This window comes from Olsenella sp. AGMB03486 (assembly GCF_040884255.1).
In the GTDB taxonomy this organism is placed as follows: Bacteria; Actinomycetota; Coriobacteriia; order Coriobacteriales; family Atopobiaceae; genus Olsenella_L; species Olsenella_L kribbiana.
This window is the reverse complement of the sequence record NZ_JBEVTM010000003.1, coordinates 43065-58223: the sequence shown is the minus strand read 5'-3', so window position 1 is coordinate 58223 and position 15159 is coordinate 43065. Positions and strand designations below refer to the sequence as shown.

The window sequence follows — 15159 nt, the reverse complement described above, 5'->3', positions numbered from 1 at the left end:
CATGAGCGTCGCATCTGCTGTCTTCTGGGGGTTGATCACCCTCTCATTCCTTGTCTTCATCCATGAGGGCGGGCATTTCCTTGCTGCCCGCATGTGCGGCATGCGCGTGACCGAGTTCTATCTCGGCATGCCCTGCCGCTTCAAGCTGTTCCGCAAGAGCCGCCGCTATGGCACGGAGGTCGGCGTCACACCGATACTTCTGGGCGGCTATACGCGCATCTGCGGCATGGAAGGCGAGCCTCACGAGCGTCTGGCCGACATGCTCTGGCTTGTGCAGCAGAAAGGGCGCTTGAGCGCCGAAGAGGCTGCGTCCGAGCTTGGCTGCACCGAGGATGAAGCCTATGGGATGCTCTCGATGCTTGTCGACTGGGCATCAATCGATCCCTACTACAACCCTGAGCTCGGCGAGAAGCCGGGACAGCGCGACTGGCCTCAAGCCTTCCAGACCGTGAAGAGGGACGCAAAGTGCCTTACGGAGTATGACCGCGAAAGCGACTTCACGCTTCCGGGCGCGACCGAGGCAGGGGAGGCAAGGCTTCCTCAAGGGGATGCTGCATCGTTTCTTGCGGCCGAGAAGTCCCATACCTATGCAGGCCACGGCTTCTGGGCGCGCGTCTTCACGCTCTTCGCAGGTCCTCTTATCAACCTCATCTTTGCTCTCGTCGTCCTTATGGCTGGCTTCTCGCTTGTAGGCGTCACGGTCAGCGTGAACGAGAACACGATCGGACAGGTCGTCTCAGGCTCGCTTGCTGAAGTCTCGGGCCTGGAGGCGGGGGATACCGTGACGGCAATAAATGGCGAGGAAGTCACGGACTGGCAGAGCCTCGTATCGGCGCTCCAGCCCTGTCTTGCAGATGGCTCTGACTTCACGCTCGAGATCGAGCGCGATGGAGCCGCACAGACGCTCTATGTCGATCAGGATGAGAGCGCGCCATCTTCGACGCTTGGCATCGTCGCACCCTCGAAGACCGTGCATCTGAGCATCGCCGATTCCTTCCAGGCTTCGGTCTCCTATGCGAAGCAGGTGGCAGATGCTGCGATATCGCTCATCAGGCCATCGCAGACGATGCAGGTGCTCAACGAGTCCACCTCCGTCATGGGCATATCGGTCATGGCATCAGAGGCAGCATCCGAAGGCGTCTGGGAGCTCATGCTGTTCATGGCAATGATCTCTATGTCGCTTGGCTTCATGAACCTCCTGCCGATCCCCCCGCTCGATGGCGGGAAGATCGTGATCGAGATCGGCCAGAAGATCGTGAGGAAGAACCTTCCCCAGAAGGCGCAGATCGGCATCTCCTATGCAGGGCTTGCCTTCTTCCTCTTCGTGTTCGTCTTTGTACTCAGAAATGACATCCTGAGATTCGTAGTGGGGTAGATGCAGGCATGAGCGAAAAAGCAGCACGTACAAGAACACGCCAGGTGCAGGTAGGTACGGTCGCCGTCGGCGGCGGCGCGCCGGTATCGGTGCAGTCGATGTGCACGACGAAGACCGATGATGCAGAGGCGACGCTGGCACAGATCGAGAGCCTGGCTTCTGAGGGCTGCGAGATCATCCGTGTCGCTATCCCGAATGCCGGAGCGCTCGATGGCTTCGAGGAGATCTGCGCTAGGTCTCCGCTTCCTGTGATTGCAGATATCCACTTCGACCACAAGCTTGCTATCGAGGCGGCAAAGCGCGGCGCTGCCGCCTTCCGCATCAACCCAGGAAACATCGGCTCCTGGGAGCGGGTCGACGCCTGCATCGAGGCGGCGGGGGAGGCTGGCATCCCGATCCGCATCGGCGTCAATGCTGGTTCTCTCGACCCGAAGGTGGACGCTGACGAGAAGCTGACGCTGCCTGAAAAGCTTGTGGCCTCATCGGTCTCCTTCGTCGAGCACTTCGAGGATCGAGGCTTCAAGGATATCGTCCTTTCTGCCAAGGCACATGATGTGCCGACGACGCTTGCGACCTACCGTGCACTCTCGCGCGAGCTCCCCGACATTCCGCTCCATGTCGGCGTGACCGAGGCAGGCACGCTCAGACAGGGCACCGTGAAGAACTCGGTCGGCGTAGGCATCCTTCTTGAGGAGGGCATAGGAGATACGATCCGCCTGTCGCTCACGGCTGAGCCCGAAGAGGAGGTGCGCGTTGCCTGGGAGCTTCTCCAGGCCCTTGGCATGCGTCGTCTCCATCCTGAGCTCGTGAGCTGCCCGACCTGCGGACGCTGCCAGGTGAACCTCATCGGCCTTGCCGACGAGGTGGAAAAGCGCCTCTCGAAGATCGAGGCACCGATTTCTGTCGCTGTCATGGGCTGCGTCGTGAATGGCCCGGGCGAGGCAAAGAGCTGCGACATCGGCATCGCATCCGGCAAGGGGCAGGGGCTTCTCTTCCTCGAGGGAAAGCCGCTCAAGAAGGTGCCTGAAGACCAGATGGTCGATGCGCTCTTCGATGAGATCAAGGAACGCTTCCCTGAGGCGCAGGCAAAGGAATAAGGGGAACTTCCAGAAAGGCTCCTGCGGGAGCCTTTCTTCTCTCCGGCATGTGGTTGTGTCCAAGAGCGGCATCGATGGGCCATCCGGCAGCTCAAAAGGCTTAGAATGAAACCCGTATGTGTGGGATGCCGAAAGGACATGCATTGAATACCTACAAGCTCATGAGCAATCTCTATGCGCCGACCCTCAAGGAAGACCCGACGGAGGCCGTGCTTGCCAGCCACAAGCTGCTGCTTCGTGCCGGCATGATTCGCCGTGGCTCGGTCGGCCTCTATTCCTATCTGCCGCTTGCCTGGAGATCGATTCTGAAGATCGAGAACATCATCCGCGACGAGATGGACAAGATCGACTGCCAGGAGATGATGACGCCGATCCTGACCGACGCCGAGCTCTGGCGCAAGAGCGGCCGCTGGAATGCCTATGGCCCCGAGCTCATGCGTCTCAAGGACCGCTATGGCCATGAGTATGCGCTGGGCCCCACGCATGAGGAGACCTATACCGATCTCGTGACGAACGAGCTCAAGAGCTACAAGCAGCTGCCTGTCATGCTCTACCACATCCAGGACAAGTTCCGCGATGAGCGCAGGCCGCGCTTCGGCCTCATGCGCTCCCGCGAGTTCATCATGAAGGATGCCTATTCCTTCTCCGCGAGCGTCGAGTCCATGCGCGAGTGCTACGAGGAGCAGAAGGAAGCCTATGCAAACTTCTGCCGCCGTGTCGGGCTCAGGGCCCTTCCGGTCGTGGCCGACTCCGGCCAGATCGGCGGCGACACCTCCGTCGAGTTCATGGCGCTTGCCGATGCCGGCGAGGCCGAGATCTGCTACTGCGATGCCTGCGGCTTTGCAGCAGACACCGAGGCGGCAACGGCCAAGATCAGCCTCGTCGAGGGCGAGGCTGGAGAGCTCGAGAAGGTAGAGACGCCCTCCTGCAGCACCATCGCAGATCTTGCTGCCTTCCTCAAGGTCCCCGAGGCAGGCACGCGCAAGGCGCTTGCCCTCGTCGACGGCGACAAGTGTCCGGTCGTCGTCTTCGTGCCGGGAGACCATGACCTGAACGACGTGAAGGCAGGCCATGTCTTCGGCGAGTATCACCTGATGTCCGACGAAGAGCTCAAGGAGTATGGCCTTGTGAAGGGCTTCATCGGGCCGATCGGCCTGCCTGAGAACGTGAAGGTCTACGCCGACGAGACGCTCAGGAGCTCCGTGTGGTGGGCTGTCGGCGCCAACGAGCAGGACTTCCACTACATCCATGCAAAGCAGGGACGCGACTTTGAGATCTCGAACTGGGCAGACCTGATCACCGCAAAGGAGGGCGACCTCTGCCCGCACTGCGGCGCTGCGCTCAAGATCGCTCGTGGCATCGAGGTCGGCCAGGTCTTCCAGCTCGGCACGAAGTACTCCGAGACCATGGGCGCCACGTTCACGGATGAGGATGGCACGGAGAAGCCGTTCCAGATGGGCTGCTACGGTATCGGCGTCGGCAGGACGCTGCAGGCCATCGTCGAGCAGCACCACGACGAGCACGGCATCATCTGGCCGGTGAGCGTCGCTCCCTACGAGGTGGAGATCGTGCCGCTCGATACGCATGACGAGCTCGTGTGGCCGATCGCAAAGAAGCTTGCCGGCGAGCTTGTCGAGCGGGGCATCGAGGTCATCGTCGATGACCGCAAGGAGCGTCCAGGCGTCAAGTTCAACGAGGCAGACCTCTTCGGCTTCCCGTATCAGGTCGTCTGCGGCAAGCGTGGCATCAAGAACGGTGTCGTCGAAATCAAGGAGCGCGCAACGGGCGAGCGCCAGGAGATTGCAATCGATGATGCAGTCGACGAGCTCGTCGAGGCCATCGTCTCGAAGCGTGCCTAAGCACTGAAGGCACTGAAGACGCTGCGTCAGACATACAGCGAATGAAAGAGGCGCCCAGAAGCTCTCAGAGGCTTCTGGGCGCCTTCTGTACCTATTCGCGGAAGCGCTACTTCAGGCTTTCCTGATAGACGCGGTTGCCGGCAAGAGCGCCGATAAGACCATCGGCGAGGACGAGGATGGCAAGGAAGGGGAAGACGACACCTGGATTGGGTGCGAAGAGGCCTGCGGCATAGAGGATGACAGAGACGACGCCGAGGGCGCAGGCCACGATATAGATCGGGATGATGCCCTTCGTGCGAGACGGCGTATTGGCAGCACGTGCTCCCTGGAAGCCGGAGATGGCGCATACGAGCCCGTCCACGCCGAGCACGCCGTATGCCATGCCATTGCCGAGGCAGGCAGCGACGATACCGACGATAGCAAGGACAAGGCCTGCGAACATGCTGGCAAGGCTCCAGATCTTCAGGAACTTCTGATTCTCTGTCATAGGATGATTCCTTTCAGGTGTAATCGAGCTTCTAGGTCCTTGTACCACATTGGCCTGTGCGTAAGCCGTGTTCGGGCCAAATAGCGCCTGAAGGGCATCACGCGCAGGGGAGCGGATGGGCTGGACAGCGGTTTCCGGCATGTCGAGAAAGCGTGAAGGCGCAAACTTGCGAAAATCGTGCTTGACCGGAATCGAGCTTCTGTTATAGTAATTCCCGCACCGCATGGGGAATTAGCTCAGTTGGGAGAGCGCGTGACTGGCAGTCACGAGGTCAGGGGTTCGAATCCCCTATTCTCCACCATGATTACTCCGCAGGCCACTTAGTGGCCTGCTTGCTATGGGAGGGCAGCGAGGCGCTGCATTTCATCCGGCTGGATGGACTGAAGAGGCTGAATCTGCTAATATCACTCCCGCACGGGCGATTGGCTCAGGGGTAGAGCACTTCCTTCACACGGAAGGGGTCGCTGGTTCGAATCCAGCATCGCCCACCAGGAATATGAGGGCGGCGGCTCAGGCCGTCGCCTTTTTTCTCTATTTCGGGCTCATGGCGCAACGGTTAGCGCAGGGGACTCATAATCCCTGGGTTGCAGGTTCGAATCCTGCTGGGCCCACCAGAAGATCGAGGCCGGCAGCCAGCGCTGCTGGCCTCTTTTTTGTGGAAAGGATGGTCTGCCGATGTTCGAGTTCCTGAAGCGGCATGGCAAGAATGCGGAATCCGGCACGCAGGACAGCGATGCCTTCGGCCTCGAGGATGCGACATCGATCTTCAACCTCCGCGAGCTTGCCGGATATCCTGCTGAAGGCGGACTCACGCTACCTCACCGGTTCCTCCGTTCGGGTGCCTTGGACACAGCCGCAGCTGCCGACTGCGACTTCCTGAAGAGCTACGGCGTCACGCGTGTCGTCGACCTCAGAGGAGAGGCCGAAGTGGCCCGGGGCGATGGCCCGCTTGCAGAAGATCCTGACATCTCCTGGATCAATGTGCCGCTCTTCGACTACAACATGAGCGATCCCTACCTCATGCCCCGCACGGGTGCTGCGGGATATCTCGCCGAGAGCTACTGCACAATCCTTGCGAACAAGCCTGCCGTGAAGGAGATCTTCGAGTTCTTCGCAGAGGCAGGCGCAGATGATTGCGTGCTCTTCCACTGTGCCGCTGGCATGGACAGGACCGGCGTGACCTCCATGCTCCTCTTGGGCCTCTGCGGCGTCGACCGCGACCACATCATCTGCGACTACTCCTACTCCTTTGGTGGCGCCCGCGAGGTCGACAAGGCGGTCATGTCCGGAAAGCCTCCCGAGAAGATGCGCGTGCGCCCCGAGCTCAAGAGCCGCATCAAGGCGATATCGGAGACCTGGGACCTGCTCATTGCAGGATATGGATCGGCCGATACCTATCTCGACTCCTGCGGCATCATGCCGGAGACGAGACGTGCCGTGCGGGAGCATCTCGAGGGCTGAGAGAGCCTCAGCAAAGCTGCAGCTCCAGGCGCTTCCCTGTACTTCACGTGGCGTTTTCGCAGACGTGCTTTCCGTACCTTATACTCTTTGGTTAAGGCAAAGTCCGGAAAGGGGACGCTATGGCAGAAAGCGAAGATCCGAAGCAGCTCTTCGGCATGTATGTGGCACATGTCGGCATCAACGCCTCGTCTGACGAGGAGGCCGAGGCCATCGTGAAGGAATTCTCCGACCTTATGGGCCTTGCCCGTCAGGTCATCTCGCCGGCCTCCGTCTTCGCGAGCGACCTTATCGAGGTCATGCGTCCCGGCCGTGGCCGTGGCACGAAGGGCCATATCGGCTTCCACGTGGACGATATCGCCGCTGCGGAGAAGTGGTTCAAGTCCCGCGGCTTCGAGATCAACGAGGATTCCCGCGTGAAGAATCCGGACGGCTCGACATACCTTGTGTATTTCAAGCATGAGATCGCTGGATTCGCAATCCATCTGACCGTGCAGAAGTAGGAGTCTTCCACGTGATAGTTCTTGCGGACAAGATCACAAAGTCATTCGGCGGCCGCGTTCTCTACGCGGCCGCTACCTTGCAGCTCAATGCTGGCGAGCGCTGGGCGCTTGTCGGCCCTAACGGAGCAGGCAAGACCACATTCCTCAAGATCCTCATGGGTCAGGAGACGCCTGATGAGGGAACAGTCTCCTTCGCGAAGGATACGACGGTCGGCTACCTCGAGCAGGAGACGAAGATCTCCGGCACGAAGACAGCTCTCCAGGAGGTCATCGATTCGGCAACCGAAATCAGGCGCTGGGAGAAGCGCGTGCACGAGCTCGAAAGGGAGATCTCGAACACGCCGGAAGGGCCTGCCCTCGACCATATGCTCGAGGACTATGCACATGCCCAGGAGCGCTTCGAGCACCTCGGCGGCTATGAGCTCGATGCCCGAGCCCGCCAGATTCTCGCTGGCCTCGGCTTTCCTGTCGAGGACTTCGACAAGCCTGCCGTCGACTTCTCGGGCGGCTGGCAGATGCGCATCGCGCTCTCGAAGCTCCTTCTCCGCCATCCCGACCTGCTGCTCCTCGACGAGCCGACAAACCACCTCGACCTCGAAAGCGTCCAGTGGCTCGAACACTTCATCTCCTCGTATGATGGAGCAGTCCTCATCGTCTCGCACGACCGCTCCTTCATGGATGCCTGCGTGAGCCATGTGGCTTCGATCGAGAACCGCAAGATCCAGACCTATGTCGGCAACTACGACTCCTACCTGAAGCAGCGCGAGGACAACCTCGAGCAGATGCGTGCGAAGCGTGCGGCACAGGAGCGCGAGATTGCCCATATGCAGGTCTTCGTCGACAAGTTTCGCTACAAGCCGACGAAGGCAGCACAGGCGCAGGAGCGCATGAAGCGCATCGAGGAAATCAAGAAGGAGCTGGTGATCCTGCCGGAAGGCCAGAAGCAGGTCCACTTCTCGTTCCCCGATCCTCCGCGCACAGGCGATACCGTGATTGCCATGAAGGATGTCGCGAAATCGTTCGGTACGAACCATGTCTACGACCATGTGAATGTGAGCCTCTACCGTGGCGACCATGTGGCGCTTGTGGGCCCGAATGGCGCCGGCAAGTCGACGCTCATGAAGCTCATGAATGGCAAGCTCACTCCCGATGAGGGCACGGTCGAGCTGGGCCAGAACGTGACGGAGTCCTACTACGCCCAGCACCAGCTCGAGGAGCTCGATCCTGCGCATACGGCGCTCCAGGAGATCGATGCAGTGGCACCGGGCTGGACGACATCGGAGGAGAGGCGCCTGCTTGGTGCCTTCCTCTTCCACGGCGACGATGTGGACAAGCACGTGAGCGTCCTTTCCGGCGGCGAGCGGGCGCGTCTGGCACTTGCCAAGATGCTCGTGAAGCCAGATCCCCTGCTTCTGCTCGACGAGCCGACAAACCACCTCGATATCGACTCGGTCGATGTCCTCGAGGAGGCCTTGAAGGACTTCCCGGGCACGATCGTCCTCATCAGCCACGACGAGCATCTCGTGCGTGCTGTCGCGAACAAGGTCATCGATGTCCGCGACCACAAGGTCACGATCTACGACGGCGACTACGAGTACTACCTCTGGAAGAAGGCAGAGCTCGAGGCGCGTGCCGCCGAGGACGAGGAAGGCTCCGGCGTCGTGGCGGCTCCGCAGAAGAAGGCGCCTGTGCCTGAAACGGAGCAGACTGGCCGCAACGTGAAGACGAAGGAGCAGCGCCGCGCCGAGGCAGAGGCCAGAAATGCGCTCAACCGTGCGCTCAGGAAGGAGCGCAAGCGCCTGAAGGAGGTCGAGGCAGCCCTCGAGCCTGCCCGCAAGCGCTACGACGAGCTCATGGCTGAGATGGCATCAGAGGAGCTCTACAACGATGCCAAGAAGTTCGATGAGTGCATGAAGGAATACACGGCGCTCAGCAAGAAGATTCCGGCCCTCGAGGACGAGTGGCTCGAGCTCTCGACGAAGATCGAGGAGGCGGGCCAGGAGTGAAAGAGAGAGCGCTCCCTATCCTGTCTTTGGCCTTCAGGGTCATGGCAATCATATGGGTGGCTATCGTTCTTGCTGTTGCGCTCTATGCGGGAACGAACCGCCTCCTGCTGGTCGGATTCACGAATGCGGCTGCAGCCTTCGTGCCTTCTGTCTGGCGCGGCATGCTCGTCTTTCCGCTTCCGACAGGAGGAAGCCTGCGCGGCGACTTCCTGATCATGGCAGCAGCCTCGACTGCTCTCTCGCACCTTTGCGCCTGGCTTTCCCGGCGCATCTAGCCCTCGACGAAGATGGAGGAGATGGCACGATGTATCAGCTGATGACAATAATCACGGCAGCGATCTCCGTCGCGCTCTTGATGTTCTCTGCCATGGTCCACGAAGTTGCCCATGGCTGGGTGGCCTACAAGCTCGGAGACCCGACGGCAAAGAATGCGGGCAGGCTCACGCTCAGCCCGAAGGCGCATCTCGACCCCTTCGGCTCCATTGTCCTGCCTCTCATCATGGTCCTCCTCAAAGGGCCGGTCTTTGCCTATGCAAAGCCGGTGCCCTACAACCCCCGCAATCTCCGCCATCCCGACCGCGATGAGGTGCTGGTCGCAATTGCGGGGCCTGCCTCGAACATCCTGCAGGCGCTCAACGGGGCCCTTCTCTTCGACATCCTCTATCCGGTGCTGCCGCTTTCGCTCTATGGCCCGGCGTACTGGCTGCTGTATATCCTCTCGAGCTATGTCTACGTGAACCTCATGCTTGCGTTCTTCAACCTGATTCCGCTGCCGCCGCTTGATGGGTCGAAGATCATCATGCCGCTGCTTCACGGCGAGGCACGCCAGAAGTACTACGCGATCCAGCAGTACGCGATGCCGATCCTCATCATCGTCCTCTATCTCGTGCCCATGGTGTTCCATGCAGATCCGCTCGGCATCTACCTCGACGTCACGGCGGACAGGCTCTACAGCCTGCTTCTGGGGGCGTGAGAGCGTGTCGTTCCGTGTCCAGACGCAAGGGTATTCGGGACCGTTCGACCTTCTTCTCCAGCTTGTCACGAGGAAGAAGGTCGCAATCGGCGCCATCTCCATTTCTGAGGTCGCAGACCAGTATCTCGAAGAGGTCAATCGCATGGGCGACCTCGACCTCGATGTCGCAAGCGACTTCGTCCTTGTCGCCTCGACGCTTCTGGATATCAAGGCGGCATCCCTTGTGCCAGAAGAGCCGGCAAGAGTCCAGGATCCTGACGACCTCGACGATACGGGGCTCGAAGACCTCGATCCGGCACAGGCACGCGAGGTCCTGATTGCCCGCCTCATTGCCTACAAGCAGATCAGGAATGCGGCAGCTGCACTCTCGTCGCGTATGGAGGCAGAGAGCAGGATGCTGCCGAGAACGGCAGGCCCCGACCCCGAGTTTCTGGGCCTCATGCCTGACTATACGAAGGGCATCACGATATCGAGCCTTGCGGTCATCTGTGCCGACCTCGATTCGCGCCACGAGCATTTCCTGCTCGAGGCGGAGCATATCGCTCCGAAGCGGATCTCGCTCGCTCTTGTCATGGCATCGGTCGACCGCTTCACGCGCTCCCGCGGACACTGCTCATTTGACGAGCTCCTCGAGGGCTCGAAGGACCCGGAGAAGGTCGTCGCGACCTTCCTTGCGATGCTCACGCTCTATCACCGGGGCTCCATCACCGTCAGACAGGAAGAGAATTTCGCTCCGATCGAGATCTCCAGGGTCGAAGGCGCTCCAGCCTACGACCCTGCAACCGATCTCGATGAATTCGAGGAGGACTCATAGTGGAAGATCTCGCACATCTCGACGATGCATCCGTGAAGGGTGCGACCGAAGCGATCCTGCTTGTGTCGTCAGATCCGCTCTCTGCGGTAGATCTTGCAAAGATCCTGGGGATACAGCCAGGAGAGGCGGCAGGCGTGCTTGCCGAGCTCTCTGCAGAATATGCCGATGCGAACCGTGGCTTCCAGCTGCGCGAGGTCGCAGGCGGCTGGCGCCTCTTCACGCATCCTGCCTACCACGATATCGTGGAGCGCTATGTCCTGAGCTGGGACACGAGGAAGCTCTCGCAGGCTGCGCTCGAGACCCTTGCCGTCATTGCCTACCACCAGCCGGTCACGCGCGAGGGCGTGAAGGCCGTGCGTGGCGTGAATTCGGAAGGCGTCATCTCGTCGCTCATCGAGAAGGGGCTGGTCCGTGAGCTGGGACGCGCGCCCGAGCATGCGAATGCAATCGTCTACGGGACGACGCGTGCCTTCCTTGAGCAGTTCGGGCTCAGGAGCCTCAAGGACCTGCCGCCGCTCGAGGACTTCGCTCCCGACGAGGAGTCGAAGCGCTTCATCCGCGAACGCCTTTCGGGCAGCTCAATCGCATCGACCCTCGAAGAGACCGCAGAAGACATCGACGACGAGCGCGAGCTTCTGGACGGTGCCGAACTTGCAGACGACGAGGAAGAAGCAGGAGGGGACGAGCAGTGACGGATACGGATTTCCAATATCCCTTGAGGCTCCAGAAGTTCCTGGCCCGCGCCGGCGTCGCCAGCAGGCGGGGATCGGAGGACCTCATGACCGCCGGACGCGTCACCGTGAACGGCGAGGTCGTGACAGAGCTTGGCAGCCGTGTCGATCCGAGCCACGATGTGGTATGCGTCGACGGCAGGCGGGTAGAGATTGCAGAGCATCCGGTCTACCTCATGCTCTACAAGCCACGGGGCTATCTCACGACGATGGACGACCCCCAGGGACGTCCCTGCGTGCGCACGCTCGTGCCCCAGAAGCAGTATCCGGGGATCTTTCCGGTCGGACGCCTCGACAAGGACACGACGGGGCTTCTGCTCTTCACGACGAATGGCGATGCCTCGCAGCAGCTCCTGCATCCCTCGAAGCATGTCTGGAAGCACTATGTGGCGCTCGTCGAGGGAAGGATCACGAAAGAGAACAGGCGTGCGCTCGAGCAGGGTGTGGAGCTCGATGACGGGTGGACACAGCCGGCAGAGGTCGACTTTCCGGAACGTGGAAGCGAGGCCTGGGATGCCGTGACGCCCGAAGGCATACGCGTCGGCCAGACCGTCGTAGGGCTCACGATACATGAGGGCAGGAAGCATCAAGTCAAGCGCATGCTCAAGGCGGTGGGGCACGAGGTGGTCTTCCTCCACCGCGATGGTTTCGGGCCGCTCGAGCTCAAGGGTGTTTCATATGGCTCATGGAGGCTTCTCGACGAGGGCGAGATAGCATCGCTCGAGAAGATCATCCAGGACAGGAAGAGGCAATAGATAGCATGGCACAGGAACTCCAGCGCATCCTCGTGATGCGCCATCCGCAGACGACGGCAAATCTCGACCAGACCCTTTCGGGGAGGCGCAATGTGGATCTGAGCCCGAAGGGCGAGGAGCAGGCACGCCGTGCCGTCGATGCCATCGTCACCTGGAAGCCTGACCGCATCCTGACCTCGCCGCTCCAGCGCTGCACGAAGCTTGCCTATGCAGCCGGGAAGCGCCTGGGCATCGAGCCTCAGGTAGAGGACCGCATCATCGAGATGGACTTCGGCGAGGCCGAGGGCCTCTCTGCCCAGGAGGCGCACAAGCGCGGCTGGTCCTTCCCGTGGGCGCTCGACGCCGAGGGGCACTCCATCACGGCTCCGGGCGGGGAGACCTACGAGCATGCCCTCGCACGTGTGCAGTCGCTCCTGGACGACCTCGAGAGCGTGCGGGGACGCACCGTGCTCCTCACGCACGGCGGGATCTCGAGGAGCATCCTGCGTGCCATCTACGGAACGCCGGCCGACCGCTTCTGGCGTATCCAGATTTCCAATGTCTCCTCGTTCGTTCTCTCCTACGATGGAAAGAGATATTTCCTTGCTGCGCTCGGCCTTACGCCTGAAGAGGTCAAGCGCCGCGTCGAAGAGGATGTCGTGAAGGATCTCGACAACTGGGATGGTGATGCCAAGTGAGGATTGCTATCGACGGACCGGCAGGCTCTGGCAAGTCGACAGTCGCAAAGGCGCTGGCGAAGAAGCGTGGACTGACCTATCTCGATACCGGAGCGATGTATCGCGCCTGCGCCCTGCGTGCCGAGCGCAATGGCATCGATTTCAAGGATTCCCAGGCGCTTGCCGCCTGTGCAAAGGAAGCAAAGATCGAGTTCGGCCCCTTTGCCGAGAAGACACGGGTCTTTCTCGATGGCGAGGACGTGAGCGATGCAATACGCACGGCCGAGGTCGACCGCGATGTCTCTGTCGTCGCGGGCATCCCTGAGATCAGGGCCGATATGGTTGGGCGCCAGCAGGCATTCGGTGCCCAGGGCGATGTCGTGGCTGAAGGAAGGGATATCGCCTCGGTCGTCTTCCCTGATGCCGAAGTCAAGGTATTCCTCGTTGCGAATCCCGAAGCCAGGGCGCACCGCCGTGCGGTCGAGCGTGCGGGTGGCGATACGGCGAAGGGGGAGACGGTTGCCGTCGATCCGCAGTCGGAGGAAGCCATCCTGAAGGACATGGCACGCCGCGACAAGGCAGACTCCTCCCGCGCCTCGTTCAAGCTCGAGCCGGCGCCTGGCGCTGTCACGATCGACTCGTCAGAGATGACGGTAGAGGAGGTCGTGGACGAGATCTCTGCCCTCATGGACAAGGCTGAAGCGAAGGAGCATGCGAAGCCTAGACCCGTGAAGGAGGCAGCGCCCGCTCTTTCGAAGGAGGCTGCTCCTGCAAAGGAGGCAGCTCCCAAGAAGAAGGCTCCGAAGAAGGCAGAGCCCATGAAGGCATTCCATGGGAACTCCGAGGAGCTCTACTACGAGCATCCTATGCGCGAGTTCCCGTGGCCGTCGCGCGCGTGGCTTGCCATCTCGATGACGGGTGCCTGGATCTGGACGAAGATCTTCTTCCCCTGGAAGATCGAAGAGGCGGAGAAGCTCTGGGGCGGCTGGAAGCCCGGCGACAAGGGCCGTGTCCTTGTGATGAACCATGCATCGATGCTCGATCCGGTCGTCGTCGCAATCGCGCTCTACCATCACGGCATCAGGACCCGCCCGATCTCGAAGAGCGAGTTCGACAAGAACAAGCTCGTCTCCTGGGCATTCTCCCGCTATGGCTGCATCCCTGTCGTGCGTGGCACGGCTGACGTGAAGGCAATCCGCCGTGCGCAGCGAGCGCTCGAGGCAGGCGACTGGGTGCTCATCTTCCCCGAAGGCACCCGCATCAAGACCGACGACCAGCCCGTCACGATCCACGGCGGCTTTGCCCTGATCGCCCAGATGGCGCGCACCTGCGTGCAGCCAATCGCGATTGTCGGTGCCCGCGACATCACGCCGAAGGGCAAGCATTTCCCGCGTCCGAAGCGTGTCTTCATGAAGGCGGGAGATCCGATCGAGTTCTCGTCCCTCGGCGTGAAGAAGCGCAAGGAGCAGATTGCCGCGATGGAGAAGGTCTCGATGGAGCGCGTCTATGCGCTCAGAAACGAGCTTCGCCAGGAGCATCCCGGAAAGAGGTAGGAGATGGCAAAGATCGAGATAGCGGCTGAGGCAGGCATGTGCTTCGGGGTCGCCCGCGCGCTCGACCTGGCCGAGAAGGCAGCCCACGAGGTAGAGGGCCCCGTGAAGACGCTGGGGCCTCTGATTCACAATCCGAAGGTCGTCTCCGAGCTCGAGGCTGAAGGTGTCGGTGTTGCCGCAAGCCCCCGCCAGGCCCAGGGATCGACCCTGATCATCCGTGCCCACGGCGTCGTGCCGGAGGCTGTCGAGGAAGCAAAGGCAGCTGGCGTGCATGTCGTGGATGCGACCTGCCCCTATGTGCAGAAGGTACACCATCTTGCAGAGCAGCTCTCGCGCGACGGCTACACGGTGCTTGTCCTCGGCGAGCGGGGACATGCTGAGGTGGAAGGCACGCTCGGACATGCTCCTGGTGCACTTGTCGTCAACAGTGCTGCCGATGTCAGGCAGGCTTATGAGAGCATGAAGCTCTCCCGCCGTGTCGGCATCGTCGTCCAGACGACGCAGACAAAGGCACGCCTCCAGGAGGTCGTCTCCGAGCTCGTGCCGCTTGTCGAGGAGCTCCGTGTCTACAACACGATCTGCGAGGCGACGGAGAGGCGCCAGAAGGCGGCGGCAGAGCTTGCTTCGCGCGCCGATGCGATGGTCGTTATCGGTGGCCGCAACTCGGCGAATACCACGCATCTTGCGGAGATTTGCTCAGATAGGTGTCCGAGAACGTATCATATCGAAGACGTATCTGAGCTCGAAGGCAGCTGGCTCGCCGGTGCTTCCACCATTGGCATCGCCGCTGGAGCTTCGACCCCTCAGAAGCAGATAGATGCCGTGCGCGCAAGGATAGAAGAGCTCGCCGGCAAGTGAGCTAGCGAGGCGCGCTGAGCGCGCTTAAGGAGTG

Annotated in this window: 15 protein-coding genes and 3 tRNA genes; 17 read left to right on the top strand and 1 reads right to left on the bottom strand. The window is 61.1% G+C overall.

The features are described from left to right. Nucleotide 1: 1 nt before the first annotated feature. The 3 genes from ABVS03_RS02190 to ABVS03_RS02180 all read left to right on the top strand — a co-directional run bounded on the left by ABVS03_RS02190 (nucleotide 2) and on the right by ABVS03_RS02180 (nucleotide 4331). Nucleotides 2–1375: an RIP metalloprotease gene (locus ABVS03_RS02190; protein ID WP_368017843.1), complete on the top strand. Its 1374-nt coding sequence runs from the start codon at nucleotides 2–4 to the stop codon at nucleotides 1373–1375. An 8-nt stretch (nucleotides 1376–1383) separates the two neighbouring features. Further along, entirely contained in the window at nucleotides 1384–2472 is a 1089-nt protein-coding gene (gene ispG, locus ABVS03_RS02185) for a flavodoxin-dependent (E)-4-hydroxy-3-methylbut-2-enyl-diphosphate synthase (RefSeq protein WP_368017842.1), read from the top strand. Between the two features lie 161 nt (nucleotides 2473–2633). Next, nucleotides 2634–4331, top strand: coding sequence for a proline--tRNA ligase (locus tag ABVS03_RS02180; protein WP_368017921.1), 1698 nt, complete (start codon nucleotides 2634–2636; stop codon nucleotides 4329–4331). 106 nt (nucleotides 4332–4437) lie between these two features. Here ABVS03_RS02180 and ABVS03_RS02175 read toward each other — a convergent pair whose 3' ends face one another. Further along, entirely contained in the window at nucleotides 4438–4818 is a 381-nt protein-coding gene (locus ABVS03_RS02175; RefSeq protein WP_368017841.1) for a hypothetical protein, read from the bottom strand. A 225-nt stretch (nucleotides 4819–5043) separates the two neighbouring features. On the opposite strand from ABVS03_RS02175, the gene ABVS03_RS02170 reads away from it, so the two are divergent. From ABVS03_RS02170 to ispH, 14 genes are all read left to right on the top strand, one after another. Beyond that, nucleotides 5044–5119 (top strand) — tRNA-Ala (locus ABVS03_RS02170). A 115-nt stretch (nucleotides 5120–5234) separates the two neighbouring features. Beyond that, nucleotides 5235–5309 (top strand) — tRNA-Val (locus tag ABVS03_RS02165). 47 nt (nucleotides 5310–5356) lie between these two features. Further along, a tRNA-Ile gene (locus ABVS03_RS02160) sits at nucleotides 5357–5432 on the top strand. 61 nt (nucleotides 5433–5493) lie between these two features. Continuing rightward, complete coding sequence (locus tag ABVS03_RS02155) at nucleotides 5494–6279, top strand: tyrosine-protein phosphatase (RefSeq protein WP_368017840.1); 786 nt, start codon at nucleotides 5494–5496, stop codon at nucleotides 6277–6279. Between the two features lie 119 nt (nucleotides 6280–6398). Further along, nucleotides 6399–6779: a VOC family protein gene (locus ABVS03_RS02150; protein ID WP_368017839.1), complete on the top strand. Its 381-nt coding sequence runs from the start codon at nucleotides 6399–6401 to the stop codon at nucleotides 6777–6779. A gap of 11 nt (nucleotides 6780–6790) precedes the next feature. Beyond that, a complete protein-coding gene (locus tag ABVS03_RS02145; RefSeq protein WP_368017838.1) occupies nucleotides 6791–8785 on the top strand; it encodes an ATP-binding cassette domain-containing protein in 1995 nt (664 codons plus the stop codon). Then, nucleotides 8782–9060, top strand: a complete 279-nt coding sequence (locus ABVS03_RS02140; protein WP_330971919.1) for a hypothetical protein — start codon at nucleotides 8782–8784, stop codon at nucleotides 9058–9060. Before ABVS03_RS02145 ends, ABVS03_RS02140 begins: the two co-directional genes overlap by 4 nt. A 29-nt stretch (nucleotides 9061–9089) precedes the next feature. After that, nucleotides 9090–9758 carry a site-2 protease family protein gene (locus ABVS03_RS02135; RefSeq protein WP_368017836.1) on the top strand — a complete coding sequence of 223 codons (669 nt, stop codon included), beginning with the start codon at nucleotides 9090–9092 and terminating at the stop codon, nucleotides 9756–9758. Nucleotides 9759–9762: 4 nt separating this feature from the next. Continuing rightward, on the top strand, nucleotides 9763–10572 hold the full coding sequence (locus ABVS03_RS02130; RefSeq protein ID WP_368017835.1) for a ScpA family protein: 810 nt from the start codon (nucleotides 9763–9765) through the stop codon (nucleotides 10570–10572). Further along, a complete protein-coding gene (gene scpB / locus ABVS03_RS02125; protein WP_368017834.1) occupies nucleotides 10572–11264 on the top strand; it encodes an SMC-Scp complex subunit ScpB in 693 nt (230 codons plus the stop codon). The genes ABVS03_RS02130 and scpB overlap by 1 nt, the downstream gene beginning before the upstream one ends. Next, complete coding sequence (locus tag ABVS03_RS02120; protein WP_368017833.1) at nucleotides 11261–12058, top strand: pseudouridine synthase; 798 nt, start codon at nucleotides 11261–11263, stop codon at nucleotides 12056–12058. The genes scpB and ABVS03_RS02120 overlap by 4 nt, the downstream gene beginning before the upstream one ends. A gap of 5 nt (nucleotides 12059–12063) precedes the next feature. Continuing rightward, nucleotides 12064–12735 carry a histidine phosphatase family protein gene (locus ABVS03_RS02115; protein ID WP_330971914.1) on the top strand — a complete coding sequence of 224 codons (672 nt, stop codon included), beginning with the start codon at nucleotides 12064–12066 and terminating at the stop codon, nucleotides 12733–12735. Further along, nucleotides 12732–14267, top strand: coding sequence for a (d)CMP kinase (gene cmk, locus ABVS03_RS02110; protein ID WP_368017832.1), 1536 nt, complete (start codon nucleotides 12732–12734; stop codon nucleotides 14265–14267). Before ABVS03_RS02115 ends, cmk begins: the two co-directional genes overlap by 4 nt. 3 nt (nucleotides 14268–14270) lie before the next feature. Further along, nucleotides 14271–15125 (top strand): 4-hydroxy-3-methylbut-2-enyl diphosphate reductase, encoded by an 855-nt coding sequence (gene ispH, locus ABVS03_RS02105; RefSeq protein WP_368017831.1) that lies wholly within the window; start codon nucleotides 14271–14273, stop codon nucleotides 15123–15125. Nucleotides 15126–15159 lie beyond the last annotated feature (34 nt).

Excerpts from the sequence above, each read along its gene's own strand:
- ABVS03_RS02190 (WP_368017843.1), top strand. The coding sequence starts at position 2 with ATGAGCGTCGCATCTGCTGTCTTCTGGGGGTTGATCACCCTCTCATTC.
- ispG (WP_368017842.1), top strand. The coding sequence starts at position 1,384 with ATGAGCGAAAAAGCAGCACGTACAAGAACACGCCAGGTGCAGGTAGGT.
- ABVS03_RS02180 (WP_368017921.1), top strand. The coding sequence starts at position 2,634 with ATGAGCAATCTCTATGCGCCGACCCTCAAGGAAGACCCGACGGAGGCC.
- ABVS03_RS02175 (WP_368017841.1), bottom strand. The coding sequence starts at position 4,818 with ATGACAGAGAATCAGAAGTTCCTGAAGATCTGGAGCCTTGCCAGCATG.
- ABVS03_RS02155 (WP_368017840.1), top strand. The coding sequence starts at position 5,494 with ATGTTCGAGTTCCTGAAGCGGCATGGCAAGAATGCGGAATCCGGCACG.
- ABVS03_RS02150 (WP_368017839.1), top strand. The coding sequence starts at position 6,399 with ATGGCAGAAAGCGAAGATCCGAAGCAGCTCTTCGGCATGTATGTGGCA.
- ABVS03_RS02135 (WP_368017836.1), top strand. The coding sequence starts at position 9,090 with ATGTATCAGCTGATGACAATAATCACGGCAGCGATCTCCGTCGCGCTC.
- ABVS03_RS02115 (WP_330971914.1), top strand. The coding sequence starts at position 12,064 with ATGGCACAGGAACTCCAGCGCATCCTCGTGATGCGCCATCCGCAGACG.
- ispH (WP_368017831.1), top strand. The coding sequence starts at position 14,271 with ATGGCAAAGATCGAGATAGCGGCTGAGGCAGGCATGTGCTTCGGGGTC.